Below are 21,497 nucleotides of genomic sequence, written 5' to 3'. Positions count from 1 at the left end.
GACCGCCGATGGGCGATGGTCTCCAACGGGGTGCCGACGGATTGCTGGCTCAATGAGTGTCCCTCCTGCCACTCCAGGTGCCACCCCCCTCCTTGGTGAAGGGCACAAACGAAACGGATTTTTTGCCGTTGTAGACATCCTTGCGGGTGATCGTCACCTTGCCTTCAGCATCCACCTCTTTCTGGACATGGAGCAGGGTCTGTTTACCCGGAGGCCCCACGGGAATCACCATGACGCCATTGGGGGCCAGTTGTTTGAGCAGGGGGGGAGGAATATGGTCGATGGCGCAAGTGACGATGATCTTGTTGAACGGGGCGTTCTCTTCCCAGCCATGGTACCCGTCGCCCGATTTGAGATGCACATTCTGGTATTCGGGATTGCCGGCCTCGACGAGTTTGCTGTACACCTCCTTGGTGCGCTTGTGGAGAGGTTCGATGATCTCCACGGTATAGACATGGTTGGAGAGGTGTGCCAAAACTGCGGATTGATAGCCCGAACCGGTTCCCACCTCCATGACTTTGTCTTCGGGCTGCACATCCAGGGCGGAGGTCATGCGCATCACCAGGTGAGGGCCGGAGATGGTCACCCCGTAGCCAATGTCCAGGAAGGCGTGGTCATAGGCGCGGGGTTTGTTGCGCGCCAAGGTGAACTCCTCCCGGGCGGTCAGCATGAAAGCCTTTATCGCCTTGTCAGTCGCAACGTCCTTGTTTTTCTTGAGGGCCTGGAGACGGTCAAAACGCCACGCCAGCATCTTTTTGTCCTGATTGGTCTTCTGGCTCATGTAACTCACAAAGCTGGCTTTGTCGCTGGTGTCAGGCATGGCGAGGGTTGTCACGTCAAAGCTGGCGTTTTCGCCAAAACAGACGGCAACCGGGGCGGTCAGCCCCAGAAGAAGGAGTGGAACACACAAGCGGATCCGGTTCATCATCAGTGGTTTCATGGCGTTATTTTCTTGTTCCAGGGTAGGGGGTCAAATCCAGTGTCCGCACATCTGCGGAGAAAACCTGAGGAGCAGCACGTCAACTTTCAACCGAAGGAACGCGATTTCTATACCAAACCTCCCCGCCATGTCCATCCCTGTCCATCGAGGATCCGTCAAGACACGGCATCGGGCGCTTGCCGATGAATCACCGACAGGCTAGCATACCCAGCGAGGTTTAAACCCTTTGACAGGCGACAGGAGCCGTCCATGCCCCGTTTTGAGCGTCACCCCTGGCTGTTTCTGGGGGTGGTTGTGGTGTGCCTGGTGGTGGCGCTCGATCTGGCTGTGGGCCTGGGATACCGGCTGATCAGGGGGCAGACATGGCACGATCATTTGACGCAAAAATTTTTTGGTGAACAGGAGTGGCGGGTGGCCGACCCGGTCTGTCACCACGGCTTGGCCCCACTTGTGGACGGAATCAGCCAGTTTGGCAACAGTCGTTTTCGCATTGTCACCAACTCCCTGGGTATGAAGGACACCACGCCGCGAACCGTGCCTCTGACGTTTCATGGCCATCGGATCGTGTTCATCGGCGACTCGTTCACGGAGGGTGTCGGCATCAGTTACCCGGACTCCTATGTCGGTCGCCTGGATCACTGGCTGCGACCCCAGGGATTCGATGTTCTCAATGCGGGTGTTGGCTCCTTCTCTCCGACCCTCTATTTCCAGAAGATTCGTCATCTCCTGAATACCGTTGGCCTCCGCTTCCAGGAGGTGGTGGTGATGTTGGACCTCTCCGACGCTTTGGACGAAGAACTGAAATATCGTTTGGATGAGGTCAACAATCGTGTCCTGTACAATCTGGATGATCATCGGGGACGGCGTGACCGTATCCAGACGGGAAAAACCTGGAGAGTCAGGTGGATTTGGGACAATCTGTTCTTCCTGGAATATTTTCGCTACGTACTTGAGGCGCGCCAGGTTGGCCTGCATTTCTCCTTTGAGGAAAAGCCCTCTGTCCATGATGGTCGTCGCAATCAATCGGGCAGCTCGTGGACTTTCGACGGCGCTCCGTTTGGACCACCGGGTCTGGAAAAAATGGGCGCATTCATGGACCGCCTGCTTGCCCTCCTCAACCAGAACAACATACGCCTGACGGTCGGCATCTACCCCTGGCCAGACCAGATCTTCCGGGGCGAAAGGGACTCGTTCTATGTCCGCTACTGGAAAAACTGGTGTCAGCAGCGCAATGTGGAACTGCTGGATCTTTTCCCGGTGTTCATCCAGGAGCGGTCCGAAGCCGAAACCTTGGCCTTCGTCGATCAACATTTCCTCAAAGGGGATGTGCACTGGAACCGCGCCGGACACAAGCTGACCGCCGACTTCATACAGAGCCGTCTGGAAAAACGCCTGGGGGAACATGTAACAGGAAAACTGGGGACAAGATAAGCCGAACCGTCTACGGCTGGTTTTTTGCCAATATCTGGATCCAGAACGGGTCGGTGGCCAGGGGTCCGGGTGAGTCGGCGCCACGGACCTTGGGCTGCATGGTCGACACGGGATGATACCGACCATGAATCCACCGCACCATTTTGGCGCCAGGCTGGCTGGCATCCTCACCGAACAGGGTTTTGTAGCCGTATTCAACCAATGGCCTGAACACAACGACAACATAATCCGGAGGACGACGCTCGAAATGATCGATTTGTTTCTCTTCCGGAATACGCCGCAACTCAAGAGGAAGAAACGACATCGAGGGTGTCGTAGTGGCATGGCGGGAGAGATAATTCAGCATCACTCCTTCAGGTATGACGACGAATGTGGCATCCGGAGATGCGTGTTTCTCCATCCAAGAGAGAAAATAACGGATAACTGCCCCTCTGCTGTCGAGTTGAGGGGCGTAATAGACGATCCGATCCTTGCCTTCTCCGACCGAAAAATTTTTCATCCCGTAGAGAGTTTGACTCAGATAGGCGTTCCGCGCCAACGCCAGGGCAATCAGGAGCGTCATGATCATCCGGAACCGGGTCGGATCGATGCCATGATTGCCGACTTGCTTTGGCAGCCACGCCGTCAGGAATCCAACCAGCAGCAAGGAAGCGGGCATGGCATGAACGAATCCGTAATGGCTGATTTTCGTGTTGAACAGGATCTTCAACAACATGCCAAAGGAGAACATCGCCCACAACAGCAGAGGAGCGCTGTGACTCTGCAAAATATGTCCTGAAGTACCCGAACGACGCCTGACGTACCAAAAAGCCAATCCCATCACCAACACCAATACGGGCAGGGCCCGCAGGGATTGGGTCAGGTAATCCATTATCGGCGCGTTCCAGATCCACATACCGGCTGGAACCAATGGTGACCAGACGAAAATTATTGAGAAATGTCTCCGCTGGCCTGCGCTTGCCAAACCATATCGAGAAAACAGGAGCGTTGTCGATATCATGGCAACGATCCAAAACAGGTTTTGCCCCATCAACCACACATGATCCGCCAGATGGTCAGTACCGATCATGTTGGCATAGAACGGGTTCTGATCAATCCGGCCAGCCCATAACAGGCGATTGAAGTCAAACCAAAGGTAAGAAAGGGGAAACTGTCCTGTCAGAGAGTGGAAACCCAGCACTGACAGGGTAAATCCGCCCAAAATGGAGAAGAGCCGGGTTGCCCAGGGAAGACTCCGGCAGGAGGATTCTGTTGCAGCCAGAAGGAGGTGGCAGGCAACAACAAGCGTGCCTGTCACAAACATCTCCAGACGGGTCATGCAGGCCAGACCGTAAAGCCCCCCCATGAACAAGGCAGACCACCAACGGCCACCCTGCAAGGCGTTGCTCGCAACGCAAACAAGCAGGACCAACAAGATGATGCCATGGACGGATTCTTGACTGTATGGGGTGACGTAATTGTAATTTCCGGTCCAAAGGTATTGGCCGAAAGCAAAACTGGTCAAAAAAGAGAGTGTCGTCAGGTTGGCAGCCCAGATGCCAAGATATTTGTGGAAAAAATAATAAATCGCACCGCTCAGGACAACGATCCCGAACAAATTGGCAACGACCAAAGTGAGAAAGGATGTGTCGAAGAGGCGAAACAACAGGGCGTCAATGTGGTGGGAGAGAGGGCCAAAAATGGCATCGAGATCCCGGTAGAGAACCTCTCCCTGATTCATCCGCCAGGGAATGTACAGGTTGCGCCCAAAATCCACGACGAGATCGGGCCATTTTCTCCACGTCATCCAACATTCGCCCAGAAAGACCGCGCCCAGGATGAGGGAAGAGAGAAAAACACCCCAGGGGGATGTGGAAGACCGGTCTGTCAAGTGGTTTCTCCTGCACAGGAACAGGCTGAAGAAAATTCTCGTGGGAGGGTACACGCCCGGCACTGGAATATCCATCCTGGTTTTTCAACCAGTTGATTTTTTCCAACCTCACCGGCAGCCGCCGATTTTGCAGGCAAGCGCCGAAGTTTGTTTGACGCGGCACTTGGTTTTGTGCATAAAGTCTCTATTTGCGGGTTGTCCTGAACCAGGATGCCCGATCTGTGTCCGGTTCGGGTTCAACTGTTCGTTGCCATCACGCGCAAAAGAGGAGACGCGATGTTTGATCTTGTCGGTGCCGCATGGGCCCAAAATGGCGCTCCAGGACCGGGAGGTTCCGGGGCCACCATGCTCAATATCATTTTTATGGTGTTGATGTTTGCGGTCTTCTATTTTTTGCTGATCAGACCTCAACAGAAGCAACAAAAACAGCACCGCAGCATGATCGCCAACCTGCAACGGGGGGACTCCGTCGTCACGGGTGGGGGCATCATCGGTCGCATCCATCGGGTCGATGACGACGTGGTGCAACTGGAGGTCGGAGAGATCGACTCGGGCAGCAAAAATCCCAAGCCCGTGCGGCTTCGGGTCAGGAAGGATACCATCGCCAGCGTGATCGCCAAAGGCAGCGCCATCACGACGGAACCTTCTGACAGCAAAGACAAAGAGAAGAGCACCTCGCAGGGTGTCAAGATCGAGAAATCATCGGACTAAAACGCAACGGGAACCGTAAGTCGCATGCGCCAACTTCCTCTCTGGAAACCGCTTCTGGTTCTGGCGGTTACACTGATCTCTCTCCTGTACTGCATCCCTTCCATGCTGGGTGGCAAAATGCCCTCCTGGTGGCCTGGCTGGTTCCCTTCCCAGATCGTTCATCGTGGGTTGGATCTGCAGGGCGGTATCGCCCTGCTGTACCGGGTCGAGATTGAAAAGGCGGTGGAACAAACCACGGAAAATCTCATCGACGAAATCCGGGTGGTGTTGCGCACCGAACACCTCGGCCATCGAAGCCTGCAACGCATCGCCATGGACACTGTGGAACTGGGCCTTGGCACGCCAGCCGACCAGGATAAAACCCGGCAGGTGCTGGCCAAGCAACTTCCCAACTTCTCCTTGACCTGGATGGCGGAGAAAACGGCGTTTCACCTGACCCTGACCCCGGAATACAAAAAGGAAGTTGGCCGTTTGTCCCTGGACCAGGCCATCGAGACCATCCGTTCCCGTGTCGATCAATTCGGCGTCACCGAGCCTACCATCCAAAAGCAGGGTGAAGACCGCATCATGATCCAACTCCCGGGTCTGGATGATCCGGGCCGGGCCAAAGGTCTGATTGGCCGCACGGCCCGACTGGAGTTCAAGATGGTCGATGAAAAGGGCGACCTGGATGCCGCCCTGGCCGGTCGTGTTCCCCCAGGGGATATCCTCCTCTATGGGGAGCATGTGGACCGCAAAGGGCTCAAAACCAAGCAGCCTTACCTCTTGAAACGACGGACGGTTCTGGCCGGGGACCGTCTGACCGATGCCCGCGCCAGCATCGACCAGAACCAGTACAACGAGCCCTACGTCATGATCACCTTTGACCGCCAGGGGGCCCGCAAGTTTGGCCAGTTGACGGGTGAGAGCGTCGGGCAAAGAATGGCCATCGTCCTCGATAACAAGGTCTATTCGGCCCCCGTCATCCGGGAAAAAATCGACGGAGGACGCGCCCATATCAGCGGCAGTTTCACGCCGGAAGAGGCGCACGACCTGGCCATCGTTCTCCGCGCCGGGGCCCTGCCAGCTCCCATCACCATCCTTGAGGAGCGTAGCGTCGGCCCCACCCTGGGCAACGACTCCATACGCCAGGGGCTGGCTGCGACGTGGCTTGGTTGCGCCTTGGTCCTCCTCTTCATGGGGTTTTATTACAAGGGGTTCGGCATGCTGGCCAACATTGCCGTTATCGTCAACCTGTTCATTCTCATGGCCGCCCTGGCCATGATTCAGGCGACGCTGACCATGCCCGGCATTGCCGGCGCCGTTCTGCTCCTGGGTATTTCGGTCGATGCCAACGTCCTGATCTTCGAACGTATCCGGGAGGAGTTGCGCCTTGGCAAAAATCCCATGGCAGCCATCGACTATGGCTATGACCGGGCCTTTATCACCATCATCGACTCGCACATCACCACCTTGGTGACTGCCCTGGTTCTCTACCAGTTTGGCACGGGAGCCGTGCGGGGTTTCGCCGTCACCCTCATCATCGGTCTGGTGGCGTCCATGTTCACCGCCGTCTTCATGACACGGGTCAGCGTGGCCTTGATCCTGAAAAACAGGCGGCCAAAAACATTGAGCATTTGAGTCGAACATACACGCTACGGAGCGCAAGAGCGGGTCCATGGAACTGATTCATAAAAAGACCAACATCGATTTCATCGGGATGCGGAAGTATACCTTCGCCTTCTCGGGTTCCCTGATCATCCTCAGCATCCTCTCTTTCATTTTTGTGGGGCTGAATCTCGGTATCGATTTTGCCGGTGGCATTCTCATTCAGTTGCGCTTTCCCGCCCCGGTCAAAATTCAGGATATTCGTTCCATGGCCGCGCCGTTGGGCTATGGCGAGTTGGTCATCCAGGAGTTTGGCAGCAGCGAAGAGGTCATCGTTCGTGTCGTCGAACGACGTATCGAGGGTGATATGGTCCAGTCGGAGCTGGTCGCCAAGTTGACCCAGGCGCTGCAACCCCTGGCTGCGAATGGCAAGATCGAGGTCCGCCGCGTGGAGTACGTCGGTCCCCAGGTTGGCAAGGAGTTGACCTGGAAGGGGCTCATGGCGGTCTTCTACTCCCTGTTCGCCATCCTGGCTTATGTGGGGTGGCGCTTCGAATTCAGATTTGCCCTGGGGGCCGTCATCGCCCTTTTTCACGATGTCGTGATTACCGTTGGCTTCTTTTCTTTCACGCACAGGGAGTTTACCCTGGTGGTCGTTGCAGCCGTTCTGACCATCATCGGTTATTCCATCAACGATACCATCGTCGTCTTTGACCGTATCCGCGAGACAATGAAACGTTTGAAAAAACAGCCGCTTCCCATTATCATCAACGCTGCGGTCAATGAAACCCTCTCACGCACCATCATTACCTCCTTGACGGTTGTCCTGGTATTGCTCTCCCTGTTGTTGGTCGGGGGCGAGGTGATCCGGGATTTTTCCCTCGCTCTGTTTATCGGCGTGGTGATCGGTACCTACTCCTCCATCTTCGTCGCCAGCCCCATCGTCATCCTGCTGGAAAAGCGGGGCGCACCCTCTTCCCCCCCCCTTGTCGAGAAAAAACATGTCTGACGATGACGACATCCACATGCGGCACCAGGTTGTCCAGAGCGGATTTTCCCAGGAAGATGACAAGCTCCACACCGCCGCTCTGGAAGCAATTCAGCGCGAATTGGCGCAGGGACGAACCTTCGCTTGGGTGGAAAAAAACCTTCGCCTGGATGATCCCGAGATTGCACGCATCGCCCTGGATGACTTCCTCAAGATGGCCATTGCCGATCGCCATTTCAACGGCAAGGAGAGCCTGAAAGGATTGGCAAAATCTTTGCGAGTGGATGTGGACCGTCTCATCAAGGCCAAAAAGGAGATGATCGATGAAGTCAAGGAGGCCTCGATCAAGGTTTATCACTTGACAAAGGGAATGTCAGAACCCGACCATAAGCCGACCGGTTCGGAACGGCACTGAAAAGATAAGGATCCAAAAGGTGGCGCGCATTTTGGTTATCGACGACGATATCGGCGTTCGTGCGCTGATGCGTGTCATCCTGGAGGATGCCGGGCATGTGGTCGTCGAGGCTCCCAATGGCCGCCTTGGCATCAAACGTTACCGGGAAAGCCCCGCCGACCTGGTCATTACCGATATGGTCATGCCTGAGAAGGATGGCGTGGAGGTGATCGTCGAGCTGATGGAACAGGATGCCACCATCAAGGTGGTCGCCATGTCCGGCGGTGGTCGTGGTTTGGAGGCCGACTATAATCTTGGCATCGCCAAGGATTTCGGCGCCATCCGCACACTGGCCAAGCCGTTCTCCCGCCAACAGGTTTTGCAGGTCATTCAGGATCTGCTGCCGCTCTGAGTGCGACGACCTGGCTGCGCCACCTTCCTGACTGCCATCACATTCCCAGGATCTGCCGAGGTCTGTCGTACCGTATGGCATTCAAAAAGCTGTCAAACTCGAAGCGCAGGACACTGTCGTCGATATCGATCTTGAGGGTAATGCCGGACATCAGAATTTAATCTTACCCTCTCGCAACATGCGATCATAGACCGTCTCGGGAGGTGTTACACCGGGAGGATAAAATTTTCCTCCCAGGTTTTTTTCACCTTTAAAATGCCCAGCATTGGGGTTGGCTTCCTGTGCTCTGCGAGACGCTTCCACCAACGGCTTGGTACTCTCGATCCAATGTCTGGTCTCTTCATTCATATTAGGATCAGAACCGAATTTCATGCGGAATCACGCCCCGACAAGATGGTTTTATGACGTTCGGAATCACCCCACGACAAGCTGGCTTCATGAACTTCTTGAGCCAACATCCCCCATGCGCAGGGCGGCACTCAGCAACTCTTGCGTATAAGGGTGCTCGGGATGGTCGAATATTTTTTGCGTGGGAGCATATTCGACGATACGGCCCCGCCGCATGACGGCGACATCGTGCGCCATGGCGCGCATGACCCGCAGATCGTGCGATATGAACAGATAGGCCAGGTTGTAGTCAACCTGGAGCCGCAGGAGGAGCTTCAGGATTTGCGCCTGCACGGAGAGGTCCAGGGCGCTGGTGGGTTCGTCCAGAACCAGCAGTTCCGGTTTGAGGACCATGGCTCGGGCAATGGCGAGACGCTGGCGTTGCCCACCGGAAAACTGGTGGGGATAACGATCCAGGATGGCTGCCGACATGCCAACCTCTTCCAGCATGGCCACGACATGCCGGTGACGTTGCGCCGGATCGGCGATCAGCCGATGGATCTTCAACCCCTCCTCCAGACTTTGCCCAATGGTCAAACGGGGCGAGAGTGAAGAGACCGGATCCTGGAAAACCACCTGAATGCGCCGGCGCAGTGGTCGCAATGCGGCACGCCCCAGGCGGCCCAGATCCTGACCGGCAAAGCGCATTTCGCCGCCACCTTCGTTGAGGCGCAGAAGGGTCTCTCCGAGTGTTGTTTTGCCGCTGCCCGACTCCCCCACAATTCCCAGGGTCTCGCCACGTCGCAGGAGCAGATCAACCTGATCCACCGCTTTGACATGGTCAACCGTGCGCTGCAACACCCCCTTGCGAACGGGAAAATGACAATACACGCCCCGGGCTTCGTAGAGGGGTTCCGGGTGTGCGGGACGCGGTGGCGGAAACTTGGCTGGGAGGCTTGCCAGGAGAGTTTGTGTATAGGTATGGGTCGGGTGTTGGAACAGGGTTTGGGTTGCGGCGCTCTCCATGACTTCCCCAGCCCGCATGACGCACACCCGGTCTGCCATGTGGTGAACCATGGGGAGGTCGTGGGTGATCAACAACAAGGCCATGCCCATGTCATGTTGCAGATCGCGCAACAGATCCAGGATTTGTGCCTGGATGGTCACATCCAGGGCTGTGGTCGGTTCGTCGGCGATGAGCAACGCCGGTCGGCACGCCAACGCCATGGCGATCATCACCCGCTGGCGTTGGCCCCCCGAAAGCTGGTGGGGATAGGCATCCAGCAATCGGTGAGGGTCGGGGATGCCTGTTCGTTCCAGCAACGCCACGGCCCGCTGGCGCACCTCCCCGCCACGCATGCCCTGATGTTGCATCAAGGGCTCCGCCAATTGGCGTCCGATCGGATAGACAGGGTTGAGGGCGGTCATCGGCTCCTGAAAAATCATGGCCACGGCATTGCCACGCAACTTTTGCAGGGCGATATCGTCAAGATCCAAAAGGGAGTTGCCGGCAAATTGCATGCTCTTGGCCGTCCGCTGGGCACGCGGCGGCAGCAACCCCAGAATGGCCAGGGCTGCCATGGTCTTGCCACTTCCTGACTCCCCCACCATGGCCAGGGTTTCACCCGGATCGATATGAAAGGAGATGCCGCCTAAAGCTGTCACGGTCTCGCTGCTGGTCACAAACCGGACGGCCAGATCCTGGACTGCCAACAAGGGGCGGTGCATGTCAACCTCGTTATCGCCAAAACGCAAAGAAAATGGACCCTGTTCAGCACTCTTTGCAGGAAAATCCTTGACATGAGAGCCTTTGTCAGGGCTTCGCCACTCAGCACTCTTTGCAGGAAAAGCCTTGATATGAAAGCCTTTGTCAGGGCTTCACCCCGAACCCCACCAGGAGGAAGGGCGCAGCCCTTCCTCCTGGACCTCCATCCCAGTCTTTTAATCGTTTGTTTGGTGAACGATCTTGCTTCACTCCTGACGCGGATCCATGGCGTCCCGCAGGGCCTCGCCAATAAAATTGAGCAACAACAACACAATTACCAGAACCATGAAGGTGGAGAGCGAGAGCCACCAGGCTTCGATATTTTCCTTGCCCTGACGCAACAGCTCCCCCAGGCTCGGGGTGGAAGGAGGCACCCCAAGACCCAAAAAATCCAGGCTGGTCAAAGCCATGAAGGCCTCGGAGATGCGAAAGGGCAGGAAGGTGATCACCGGGGTCAGGGCGTTGGGCAGCAGATGGCGCCACATGATCGCCGGGTCCGATACACCCATGGCCCGTGCCGCCTTGACGTAAACCATGTTGCGCGAGCGCAGAAACTCTGCCCGCACATAATCCGATAGTCCAATCCAGCCAAAAATGGAGAGCAAGACCAGCAACAGAGAGAGGCTTGGCGTAAAAATGCTGGCAAAGATGATCAGCAGATACAACTCGGGCATGCTCCCCCAGATTTCGATGAATCTTTGCGCAACGAGATCCACCCGCCCGCCGAAATAGCCCTGAAGGGCGCCCGCCACGGTGCCCAATACCACCCCAATGGTCGTCAACCCCAAAGCAAAGAGCACCGACAACCGGAATCCGTAGATCAGCCGGGCGAGGACATCACGGCCACGGTCATCCGTGCCAAGGTAATTTTCCCGGGAGGGAGGGGAGGGCGAAGGATGGGTCAACTGGGTGTTGATGGATTGATAGCTGTGCGGGTTTGGCGGAAAAACCACCCAGTTGCCACCGGAGTTCAATTGTTTCAGGATGAAAGGATCCCGGTAGTCCGCCTCCGTCTCCAGAAAACCGCCAAAACGGGTCTCCGGGTAGGTGACAAACAAGGGGACATGCAGGCTTCCCTGATAATACAACAGGATGGGGCGATCATTGGCCAGAATCTCGGCAAACAGAGAGACTCCCAACAACACGCCAAAAATCCAGAGGGAGGTGAATCCCCGGCGATGTTGTCTGAAAAGCCGCCAGCGGCGTCGGGCCAGTGGTGATGGGTTCCAAATGCGCATGACGCCATTATAACGTCTTCCCGTGCGTTACAGCAGGCATCTTCTGAAAAGATCGCCTGGCCAGGTCGATTCCAGGTACCGCAATGGGTCTCTCTGCGCTATTCTTGCCGAAACTATTCACCATCCGGCAACGCATCGGGGTCCAGGGGGCTGGTACCGAATAGTCACTTCTTGCCCATGGTCCGCGCCGTTCCCCAATTGATTGGGGGTCGCGAACTTCCATGACAACCAGCGTGAGCTTTCAGGCATCACCCATGGGTGGTACGGGAAAAAAATTTCTGACCGGGTTGCAGGTCGCTCTCGGCGCGTTTTTCGGTTTTCCGCTTCTGATCATTTTGGTGCCCACCTGGTATCTCCACCGATGGTCCGAGCTGCGCGCCGGTCGGCCAGCGCCAGACGCCCCCTGGGTATACTTGAAAAAGCTGTTGCAGGCCCGCGACTCGATTTCCATCCTGTACATGGACGGCAAGGAGCTGAAAAGCGCTCCCGAGCCCTTGTGCGGGGAGGAGAGGAATCTGCAAAGCGCCCCCGAACCCCCGCACATGGACGACAGGGATTTGCAATGCGCTCCCGAGCCCCTGAATGATTCAGGCGAGGCAGTCAGGTGCGCTCCCCGGATGCATGGTGGGGGGCATGCGGATTGTGGGGGTGTGGCCCTGGTCACGGGCGGGGGGCGGCGTTTGGGGGCTGTTCTGTGTCGGGAGTTGTCTCGTATCGGTTTTGCCGTGGCGGTGGTTTATCACCAATCCGAACCAGCCGCCAGGCGCTTGGCCAAAAGCCTTCGTGACCAGGGAGGCAGGGCCGAAGCCCTTTCCATGGATTTGACCAACCCCGCCCGGATCGCCACTCTGGTCCACGAGGTGGAACGGAGTTTGGGGCCTCTGCGCCTTCTGGTCAACAATGCGGGCGTATTTGCTCCCACGCAGAGCGAGGCGGGAACCTGGGAGGCCATGGATGCCGTTTTCAAGGGCAATCTGCAAGGCCCCCTTTGGCTTTCGCTGAAAGCCGCAGAAAGAATGCGCCGGCATGGCGGTGGTTCGATCATCAACCTGGCTGACGTGTGGGGGGAACGTCCTCTGGCCGGGCATGCGGCCTACTGTGCGGCCAAGGCGGGGGTGATCATGATGACACAAGTTCTGGCGCGTGATCTGGCTCCAGACAAGATCCGTGTCAACGCCATTGCCCCAGGGGGCGTCTTACCCCCTGACTCCCCGGACGATGCCGCGCCGTTTCAGGTCATGTTGCAACACACCCCCCTGGCATCCCACGCCCACCCGGAGGCGATCCTGCGGGCAGTTCGGTATCTGCTGGACGCCCCATTCGTGACTGGGGAGATTTTGCACGTGGACGGGGGACGCCGCCTGGTCTAATAACCCACAGGCACCTTGCCGGAGGTTCCTGATCGGGCAGGTGGCGCATTTTGTTCGACAATCACCGGCGGTTTCGCGACGACGGAATCAAGAGACGGGCTGACATTCTCGCCCTTGGCCGCGCCAGGGCCGGCTGGCTCGGTTGCCAGATCCGGCTTGATGAAGACCGGGCGCGTCTCTCTGGAGATCAGGATTTCAACCCGGGCATTCTGCAACGGACTGGGACGCGCATTTGCAGATATGGGGGAGTTCTTCCGCGCCTGACTGGCCGGCTCTGTTCCGGCTGCGCCACGAAGTTGCAGTCGATGGGGATCGATGCCGCCCTTTTCGATAAACAGATCGACGATGGCAGCGGCTTTGGCGCCGGACAACCCCCAGTTGCTCCTGAACGGGCCTGATGGATCCGGTTGCAAGGGATCGGTGTGGCCGACAACACGAATCAGATTGGGAATGTCGGCAACGGAGGCCGCTATTTGCAGCAGAACGGTTTCGATTTCGGGCTGGATCTGGAAGTTGCGATCGACGAACAGGCCATTATCATTGACTTGCAAGGAAAAACCATTCTCGGTTTCGATCAGTTCGGCATCGCCGTTGTCCACCATGGCGCGAGAGAGAACCTCCAACTTTTCCCGCAATTTGACCAGGATGATCTGCTGGGAAAATTCAACAGCGATCAAGGACTCCCCGGACGGGTCAGCGTTGATTTGCTCCATGGTTTGCACCCCGAAAGCGCTACGCAGAGAGCCTGCCGCAGTCTTGAATTTGACGATGTCCAGTTGAGCCATGGAGAGCAACAACACAAAAAACGTCAGCAGCAGCGACATCATGTCGCCGAAGGTCATCATGTAGGCTGGCGCCCCTTTTTTACACTTTGGACAATCGGCCATGGTCCTGATTCCCGTTGGTCACGCTCGAAACGAACGACACGCTAAGGTTTTTCGATCACAGTTCACGCTGTTTGGGCGGCAGGGCCGTCATGAGCGCCTCCTGGAGAAGACGTGGATTCAACCCTTTCTGAATGCCAAGCATGCCGTCGATAATGACCCTGCGGACTTTCTGTTCATCGGCGCTGTAGATGGAGAGCTTGGTGGCAATGGGTGAAGCGATGAGGTTGGCCAGGAGGGCGCCATAAAACGTTGTAATGAGAGCCACGGCCATGGCCGGACCAATCTTGGAGGAGTCCTGCATGTTGGCCAACATTTGCACCAAACCGATCAGCGTTCCCACCATGCCAAAAGCCGGGCCATACTCCGCAACTCCCTCCATGAAAGCGATCCCTTTGGCATGACGCTGTGCCAGGGCATCGACCTCCTTGTTCAGGACATCTGCGAGAAACTCCGGATCGGCGCCATCGACGCAATAGGTGATGGCCGATTGGAGAAAGGGATCGTTGGCCTTGACCTTTTCCAGGGCCAGAATGCCATCCTTGCGGGCAATGTTGGCCAAATCGACGAGCTGGGAGATAACCTTTTCAATATTCTGTTCCTTGACGACGAATACTTTTGCAATGACGGCGGCCACATTGGCCACCTCACTCAATTTATGCCGGATAAACATGGCGCAGATGGTTCCGCCAACTGTGATCAGCACGCTCGGTATATCGATGAACATGGCAAAGCTGCCACCGATAAGAATAGCCCAGGAGATCAGAGCAAGGCCGGCCACCAGACCGACAACAGTAGCTATATCCATATTTCAAGTCCCTCGTCAGCTCAAGAAGCATGCTTTGTCATAAATAATGTGATGCGTCTGGAATTTGCATGAAAGAAAAATTTTAAAATCATGGTCTTTTTTTTCTTGTTTCCTGGGAGGTTCTTGTTTGCAAGGTTGAGTGCTTCTTGCTTTTTGTTGATACGCCTTTTCTCCCCTCTGGTCGATTTTCTTCTCTGTATTTTTTGATTAAATAGCCAGTCAAAAGGGCTGCCAACAGCAGCATGATGGCAACAAGCCCCCACGCCATGTCCGACTGATCGTGGACCTTGTTCTGGAAGGAGATGGACGCTGATTCCACACGGCTCGTTTGCATAGGGATCTCCTGATCGAAAACGCCTGACTCTTTCCGTCCAGAACCTCCCGTGTTCGGACAAGAGACCAATTCCATGGACTTCCTGTTCTTCCTGTTCTTTCTGGTTATCCATGCGGTTTGATGCTCAACCCTGCAACTCCACTCCCAGCGCAACCCAGCGAAGGGAGAGAGCTTGACCGGGTGCCACGCCTGCCATGCGACAGGCGCGGCATCTCCCGGTACAGATCTCCTTACCGTGCCACGATGGGGACGTTATTGAACAAATGGCTGTTGATCAGCATGTGCAGACCGATGCTTGCAGCGTAACCCAAGGCGACCGCCGGGGTCCATTTCAGGTGGGAGAAGAAGGTGTATTTGCCCCTGGCCTGACCCATGAGGGCCACCCCGGCGGCGGAACCGATGGAGAGCAGGCTGCCACCCACCCCGGCGGTCATGGTCACGAGCAGCCACTGCCCCGCGTCCATGGCCGGCATCATGGTCAGAATGGCGAACATGACCGGGATATTGTCCACGACGGCAGAGACGAGGCCCACGGAAATGTTGGCCCAGGTTGGGCTCCAATCGACATACATGACCTGGGAGACGTGAGCCAGGTAGCCGAGGAAGCCCAGTCCGCCGACGCAGAGAATGACCCCGTAGAAGAACATCAGGGTGTCCCATTCGGCCCGGCCCAACTCGCGGAAGATATCGAACCGGATGTCCCCGATGTACTCGTTCGATTTCAGGGTGTGCGGATGTTCGGGGTGTTTTTTGCGGTATCGAGGGGAAGTGGTCTTCAGGTAGAAGCCCAGAAACTGGACGTAAGCGAGTCCCAGCATCATGCCGGCCACCGGGGGGAGGTGCAGGTACTGGTGGAACAAAACCGAGGTGATGATGGTGAGCAGGAAGAGAAAGATGGCCCGCTTGGCGCCGCGCCGCATCTGGACGACCTCATCGCTTGGTTTGGGCCGTTCGTTCGGTACGGCGAAGTGCATGATGGCACAGGGCACCAGCCAGTTGACGAGAGAAGGAAAAAACAGCGGGAAGAAACCGCTGAAGGGGATGACCCCCTTTTGCCAGACCATCAGGGTGGTGATGTCGCCAAAGGGACTGAAGGCGCCGCCGGCGTTGGCTGCCACCACAATGTTGATGCAGGAGAGCGAGACAAAGCGGTTGTTGTCCTTGCCGACCGCCATGACCACGGCGCACATGAGCAGGGCGGTGGTCATGTTGTCCGCAACCGGGGAGATGAAAAACGCGAGCACACCCGTCAACCAGAACAGTTTTCTGTAACCGAAACCGGTGCGCACCAGCCAGGAGCGCAACGCCTGGAACACCTGCCGTTCATCCAGGGTGTTGATATAGGTCATCGCGACCAGGAGGAAGAGGAACAGTTCCGCATAATCCAACATGTTATGCCGAAAGGCCTCTTCGACGGCGGCGGACATGCCGTATTCGGCGCCGACCCAGGCAATCAAGGCCCACATGGCGCCCGCCGCCAGCAGAACCGGCTTGGATTTGCGCAGGTGGGTGAATTCTTCGGTCATGACAAACAGATAGGCAACGATAAAGGTCCACAGGGCAAACGCGCCTAACCCGTGCCCGGCCAACTGCGCGGGTTTGACCGCCATGGTCGGCGCTCCTTCGGATGACCAGGCCAGGCTTGCCCACCCCCACGCTGGAATGGCAACCGCAGCACGTCTGAATAATTTGCCAATCATGGTTGAATCTCCAGGTTCGTCATCTCGACCTCACCATATCTTTGCGAAATCTTAATACATATTGGCTCCCAGTCAATGCTTTTTCAGGAGAGGGACGCTCCGTTCCGAGCCACCGTTCCCTCGTGGCAGGCGCTTTTCCAGGATGGCGAGTCGCAACCCGGATTTATGTAAAACCTGATGTTGTCCACAGAGGCGATGGCATCGGTTTGCCGTGGAGTGGCCCGTGACTGCCTCGATCGCCATGGTTCCGGCTACACCGATCCCCCGGATCAGGGAGGCAAAAATCCCAAAAAAGGTATTGCATTGGCAAAAAAATGGACTAGATTGGCGTCAAGGAGATTTTCAGTGGAATAATTTCTGTATGGAGGCGTTCCCTGGCCATGGACAAGATCATCAAACCGACTACCACTGCCATGCTGTTGATTGCTTCCGGGACCATCGTGGCCATCGTTCTCTGGAGGCTGCATGGAGATGTCACGGTTGGTCGACGGTTGGTGGAAAATCATTGTGGAGTCTGTCATGATATCACCCCTGACAAGAAAAATGAGCGGGGGCCTTATTTGTGGGGTATCGTGGACCGGCCTGTCGGCGCTGCCCTTGGTTACAAGTACAGCCAGGCTTATACGACGTATACCCGGGAACACCCCTTTCTTTGGACCGAGGACAATTTGGACCGTTTTCTGACCAATCCCCAGGAGTTTATCCCGAATGTCCGCATGTCCGAACATCGGGTCGAACACCAGATCGCCTTCGATGGTATCGAAGATCAGGCCAACCGCCGGGATTTAATCGCTTATTTGAAGAGGTTGCGCTGAATGGCCTGTCATCGTTTGCCGGAAACCTGTCCGTGGCGTTGGCATGGGCCGTTTGTATGAATATGACTTTAACAATATGATTATGGGCATCGTCACGCTGATGGCGTTATTTTTTTGCGAAAAAACAACTTCCTGACTCCGCTCTGTCCGCCGTTCCCCATCCGAGGGAGTTGACCCCGGCGCCCCACCATGAATGGCCGACCAGGCATGAAACCAGCTGATTTATCGAAGATTTTCTGGGACATCATTCAGCCGCTTCTGGATAAAAAGCCCCCCCCGTTTCCCGGGCTCTCCGGACTCTCCGGGAGCTCGTTATCGTGGGTGGTCTCCCTTTTGGCGCGCCAACGACAAAAACCTCTGGTATTGGTGGTCAACTCCGCCAGCCGGGCCGAGACTGTCTACAGGGAGATGTTGTTCTTTACGCAAAAGGCCAATCCCATGCCGGAGTTGCTTCTTTTTCCGGCGTGGGAGGTGTTGCCGTTCGAACCCCTTTCTCCCTTCGGTCCCCTGGTTGGCGAACGGGTTGCCACGCTTTACCGTCTGACCCAGATGTGTGGTTTGGGGCCGGTGCAGAGTGGAGATGATGACCATGTCACGACTGGTATTGTCATCACCACGGTCAATGCCATCATGCAGCGCCTGATCCCGGCAGCCATCCTGGCCAGACATGGATTTTTCATAGCTGTGGGTGATCGTATCGATCTGCCGAGCTTTCGCGCCTTTTTGACCGAGGCTGGTTACCGTGCCACATCACAGGTCGCCGAGGCGGGTGAGTTTGCCGTGCGCGGTGGCATTCTGGATTTTTATCCTCCCGGTCATGAAGAGGCCGTCCGTATCGAGTTGTTCGGCGATAGCGTGGAGACCATGCGTCTCTTTGACCCGATGACGCAACGCTCAACCGATGATATTCCCTACGTTCGTGCCCTGCCTGTCCGCGAGGTGATCCTGAACGAGGAGTCCATCAGCCTCTTTCGGACCGAATACCGCAGCCACTTTGGCGCCGGCGCGGCAGAACATGAACTGTATCGAAAGATTTCCCAGGGAGCGCTCCATCCGGGGATGGAACAGTATTTGCCGCTTTTCTACAAAAATACTGCCACGTTGTTCGATTATTTGCCGGAGGGAACCATTTTTTTGCTGGATCCGGAGTTCGATGCCCTGGTCGCGGAACGGCATGGCGAGATTCTGGAGCGATTTTCCCTGGCACAGGAGGAGAAACGTCCCTGCCTCCCCATAGAGATGTTCTACCTGTTGCCGGAAACGCTTCCGCAACTTCTGGCGCCCTTTCCCACCCTGGCCCTTCGGCACGGAGATCGTCCTGCTGAAAATCATCTGAGTTTCGGGTTTGAATCCGTGCCGGAATTTTTCCGTGGCTATGAGACGGAAACCAAATCGGTCATGGAAAAGGTTGCCGAATATCTTCACCAACTCTGGGAGGAGGATGTTCGGGTCGGTATGGTCGTGCGCACCGTCGGCCAGAAGGAACGCCTGCGGGAGTTGCTGGAAGACAAAAAGATTCATGTCCGGGATGTGCCTGACTGGGAGGCCATGCTCACCGCCTCGCCTAAAGGAACCGTCTACCTTTCGGTTGGCGACCTGGTCGACTGTTTCCTGCACCGGCGCTTGCGTCTGGCCATCATCACGGAAGAGGCCATCTTCGGCCTGCGCGTGCGACGTCGGCAATTGGATCAACGTTATCTGGATCAATTGATAGCCGGCTTTGCCGAGCTGAGCCACGGTGATCTGGTCGTGCATACGGACCATGGCATAGGCCGCTTTGGCGGCTTGGTGACCCTGGCGGTAGGGACGATCAAAAACGACTTTTTGGTCATCCTCTATGCCGACGATGACAAACTTTACGTTCCAGTGGAAAATCTTGATCGGGTCGGCAAATATTCCGGCGGCGATGGCGTCGTTCTGGACAAGTTGGGCAGCGGCAAATGGGAAAAGGTTACCCAACGCGCCCGCATCAGAATCATGGAAATGGCTGCGGAACTTGTCCAGCTTCAGGCGCAGCGCGAGTCCCGGCAGGGGTTTGCCTTTTCTCCCCCGGATCCGCTTTACCAGGAGTTTGCGGCCTCCTTTCCCTTTGAAGAGACACCCGATCAGGCCCAAGCCATCCAAACCGTGTTGGAGGATATGGCTGCCAAAAAACCCATGGACCGCCTGGTGTGTGGTGATGTGGGTTTCGGTAAAACCGAGGTGGCGTTGCGGGCGACCTTTCGCGCTGTCATGGACGGTAAACAGGTTGCCGTTTTGGTGCCCACCACCATCCTGGCCCAGCAACACTTTGAAACCTTCTCCCGTCGCCTGGCGCCCTATCCGATCCAGGTGGCGCTTCTCTCCCGGTTTCGGACACCCGCCCAATTGAAAGTTTCCATACAGGCGCTGGCCTCGGGAGGGGTGGATGTGGTGATCGGCACCCATCGTTTGTTGCAGGAGGATATCCAATTCAAGGATCTGGGCCTGTTGATCGTCGATGAGGAGCAACGTTTCGGTGTCTCCCACAAGGAGCAAATCAAAAAATTGCGGGCGACCCTGGACATTCTCACCCTGACGGCCACACCCATCCCACGAACATTGAATCTGGCCATGTCCGGTGTGCGCGATATCTCCATCATTGCCTCGCCACCCACCAACCGGCTGGCCATCCGTACCATCGTGACGCAATTTGACCGGCAGAAGATTCGCGAGGCCATCCTGCGGGAGATCTATCGCGGGGGGCAGGTTTTTTACCTGTTCAACCGGGTCCAGGAGATCGACAAGGCCGCCACCATGGTCTCCGAACTGGTTCCGGAGGCCAAGGTGGGCGTGGCCCATGGCCAAATGCGCGAAAGCCGGTTGGAGCGGGTCATGATGTCCTTCTACCGTCAGGAGTTCAACGTCCTGGTCTGCACCACCATCATCGAAAACGGCGTGGACATCCCTTCGGCCAATACCATCATCATTCACCGGGCGGACAAGTTTGGCCTCGGTCAATTGCATCAATTGCGGGGACGGGTGGGTCGTTCGCGCCATCGGGCGTATGCCTACCTCCTGATTCCGCCGCCGCAAACACTCACCGCAGACGCCCAAAAACGCCTTGATGCTATTGAAAATTTAGGAGATTTGGGTGCAGGGTTCATGTTGGCCACCCACGATCTGGAGATTCGTGGTGCGGGGAATATTTTGGGCGATGAGCAGTCCGGGGAAATTCGCGAAGTGGGCTTCGACCTCTACCATCAAATGCTCCGCGAGGCCATCGCCGCCCTCAAAACCAACTCCGCCGGTGAACAAGCCGGCGATGCCCCCCCGGAAATATCCACCATCATCAATCTTAATCTCTCGACCTTCATTCCGGAGGAGTACGTTCCCGACGTACACCACCGCCTCCCCATGTACAAGCGGATCGCCCAGTTGACCACGGTCGATGAGATTCTCGACATGCGGAACGAATTGCTGGACCGTTTCGGTCCGCTTCCCGAGTCGGTGGATAATCTGCTCAAGGTATTGCGCATCAAGGGTCTTTGCCGGATCATGAAGATCACCAAACTGGAGGCCGGCCCCAAGGGGGGAGTGATCCATTTCCACGAAGAGCCGAATATCGAACCCTCCGCCATCCTGTTCATGCTGCAAGGGGGGGGCGGCAACATGCGGTTCAACCAGAAAGATCGTGCTTTAAGTCTGAGAAATCGGGATTGGGAGGATACATCGCGTCGTTTGACCGAACTTCGCCAGACACTCGAAAGTCTTCTGCCAAACAGCCACGGCCAGCAGCTTTCCGCCACCACCCCGGTTCCCCCCCAGAAGGCGCCGGAACGGCATTCTGTTCCCCCTTCGTCCGGGGTTGCAGGCAAACCCTCTTCCAAGCGAGCAAAAAAATCTGCGCGCTCATGAGGGTGCCATGGGGTTTGTCTTGTGCGAGGTCATGCATGGTTGATCTT

Annotated in this window: 18 protein-coding genes; 9 read left to right on the top strand and 9 right to left on the bottom strand. The window is 56.5% G+C overall.

Going from position 1 to position 21,497, the window contains the following annotated elements; all coding sequences use genetic code 11:
* Nucleotides 1–49: 49 nt before the first annotated feature.
* Complete coding sequence (locus tag HQL63_04385) at nucleotides 50–781, bottom strand: protein-L-isoaspartate O-methyltransferase (GenBank protein MBF0176071.1); 732 nt, start codon at nucleotides 779–781, stop codon at nucleotides 50–52.
* Between the two features lie 408 nt (nucleotides 782–1,189).
* Between HQL63_04385 and HQL63_04380 the strand changes: the two genes are divergently transcribed.
* Complete coding sequence (locus HQL63_04380; GenBank protein ID MBF0176070.1) at nucleotides 1,190–2,371, top strand: hypothetical protein; 1,182 nt, start codon at nucleotides 1,190–1,192, stop codon at nucleotides 2,369–2,371.
* A 10-nt stretch (nucleotides 2,372–2,381) separates the two neighbouring features.
* Here HQL63_04380 and HQL63_04375 read toward each other — a convergent pair whose 3' ends face one another.
* Complete coding sequence (locus HQL63_04375) at nucleotides 2,382–4,241, bottom strand: hypothetical protein (GenBank protein ID MBF0176069.1); 1,860 nt, start codon at nucleotides 4,239–4,241, stop codon at nucleotides 2,382–2,384.
* A gap of 276 nt (nucleotides 4,242–4,517) precedes the next feature.
* Here HQL63_04375 and yajC point away from each other — a divergent pair, with 276 nt between their 5' ends.
* Genes yajC through HQL63_04350 form a run of 5 tightly spaced genes read left to right on the top strand, consistent with a single transcriptional unit; the run spans nucleotide 4,518 to nucleotide 8,333 of the window.
* Nucleotides 4,518–4,952 carry a preprotein translocase subunit YajC gene (gene yajC, locus HQL63_04370; protein ID MBF0176068.1) on the top strand — a complete coding sequence of 145 codons (435 nt, stop codon included), beginning with the start codon at nucleotides 4,518–4,520 and terminating at the stop codon, nucleotides 4,950–4,952.
* 24 nt (nucleotides 4,953–4,976) lie between these two features.
* Complete coding sequence (secD, locus tag HQL63_04365; GenBank protein ID MBF0176067.1) at nucleotides 4,977–6,572, top strand: protein translocase subunit SecD; 1,596 nt, start codon at nucleotides 4,977–4,979, stop codon at nucleotides 6,570–6,572.
* 37 nt (nucleotides 6,573–6,609) lie between these two features.
* Entirely contained in the window at nucleotides 6,610–7,548 is a 939-nt protein-coding gene (gene secF, locus HQL63_04360; protein ID MBF0176066.1) for a protein translocase subunit SecF, read from the top strand.
* A complete protein-coding gene (locus HQL63_04355; GenBank protein MBF0176065.1) occupies nucleotides 7,541–7,942 on the top strand; it encodes a hypothetical protein in 402 nt (133 codons plus the stop codon). The genes secF and HQL63_04355 overlap by 8 nt, the downstream gene beginning before the upstream one ends.
* A gap of 19 nt (nucleotides 7,943–7,961) precedes the next feature.
* Nucleotides 7,962–8,333: a response regulator gene (locus HQL63_04350; protein ID MBF0176064.1), complete on the top strand. Its 372-nt coding sequence runs from the start codon at nucleotides 7,962–7,964 to the stop codon at nucleotides 8,331–8,333.
* A gap of 150 nt (nucleotides 8,334–8,483) precedes the next feature.
* Here HQL63_04350 and HQL63_04345 read toward each other — a convergent pair whose 3' ends face one another.
* The 3 genes from HQL63_04345 to HQL63_04335 form a co-directional block, all read right to left on the bottom strand.
* On the bottom strand, nucleotides 8,484–8,705 hold the full coding sequence (locus tag HQL63_04345) for a hypothetical protein (GenBank protein MBF0176063.1): 222 nt from the start codon (nucleotides 8,703–8,705) through the stop codon (nucleotides 8,484–8,486).
* Between the two features lie 63 nt (nucleotides 8,706–8,768).
* Nucleotides 8,769–10,388, bottom strand: a complete 1,620-nt coding sequence (locus HQL63_04340) for an ABC transporter ATP-binding protein (protein ID MBF0176062.1) — start codon at nucleotides 10,386–10,388, stop codon at nucleotides 8,769–8,771.
* 243 nt (nucleotides 10,389–10,631) lie between these two features.
* On the bottom strand, nucleotides 10,632–11,663 hold the full coding sequence (locus tag HQL63_04335) for an ABC transporter permease (protein MBF0176061.1): 1,032 nt from the start codon (nucleotides 11,661–11,663) through the stop codon (nucleotides 10,632–10,634).
* Nucleotides 11,664–11,884: 221 nt separating this feature from the next.
* Between HQL63_04335 and HQL63_04330 the strand changes: the two genes are divergently transcribed.
* A complete protein-coding gene (locus HQL63_04330; GenBank protein MBF0176060.1) occupies nucleotides 11,885–13,033 on the top strand; it encodes an SDR family NAD(P)-dependent oxidoreductase in 1,149 nt (382 codons plus the stop codon).
* On the opposite strand, the gene HQL63_04325 is transcribed toward HQL63_04330, so the two are convergent.
* The 4 genes from HQL63_04325 to nhaD all read right to left on the bottom strand — a co-directional run bounded on the left by HQL63_04325 (nucleotide 13,030) and on the right by nhaD (nucleotide 16,669).
* Nucleotides 13,030–13,920, bottom strand: a complete 891-nt coding sequence (locus HQL63_04325; GenBank protein ID MBF0176059.1) for an OmpA family protein — start codon at nucleotides 13,918–13,920, stop codon at nucleotides 13,030–13,032. The two genes, HQL63_04330 and HQL63_04325, sit on opposite strands and share 4 nt — an antisense overlap.
* A gap of 55 nt (nucleotides 13,921–13,975) precedes the next feature.
* Nucleotides 13,976–14,725: a MotA/TolQ/ExbB proton channel family protein gene (locus HQL63_04320; protein MBF0176058.1), complete on the bottom strand. Its 750-nt coding sequence runs from the start codon at nucleotides 14,723–14,725 to the stop codon at nucleotides 13,976–13,978.
* Nucleotides 14,726–14,745: 20 nt separating this feature from the next.
* Entirely contained in the window at nucleotides 14,746–15,171 is a 426-nt protein-coding gene (locus HQL63_04315; protein ID MBF0176057.1) for a hypothetical protein, read from the bottom strand.
* Between the two features lie 118 nt (nucleotides 15,172–15,289).
* Complete coding sequence (gene nhaD, locus HQL63_04310) at nucleotides 15,290–16,669, bottom strand: sodium:proton antiporter NhaD (protein MBF0176056.1); 1,380 nt, start codon at nucleotides 16,667–16,669, stop codon at nucleotides 15,290–15,292.
* Nucleotides 16,670–17,139: 470 nt separating this feature from the next.
* On the opposite strand from nhaD, the gene HQL63_04305 reads away from it, so the two are divergent.
* Nucleotides 17,140–17,574, top strand: a complete 435-nt coding sequence (locus HQL63_04305) for a c-type cytochrome (GenBank protein MBF0176055.1) — start codon at nucleotides 17,140–17,142, stop codon at nucleotides 17,572–17,574.
* 207 nt (nucleotides 17,575–17,781) lie between these two features.
* A complete protein-coding gene (gene mfd, locus HQL63_04300; GenBank protein MBF0176054.1) occupies nucleotides 17,782–21,450 on the top strand; it encodes a transcription-repair coupling factor in 3,669 nt (1,222 codons plus the stop codon).
* Nucleotides 21,451–21,497: the final 47 nt, after the last annotated feature.

The organism is Magnetococcales bacterium (assembly GCA_015231175.1).
Classification (GTDB): Bacteria; Pseudomonadota; Magnetococcia; order Magnetococcales; family DC0425bin3; genus HA3dbin3.
Note: the sequence above shows the minus strand (reverse complement) of the source record. Positions and strands in the feature narration are given on the sequence as shown.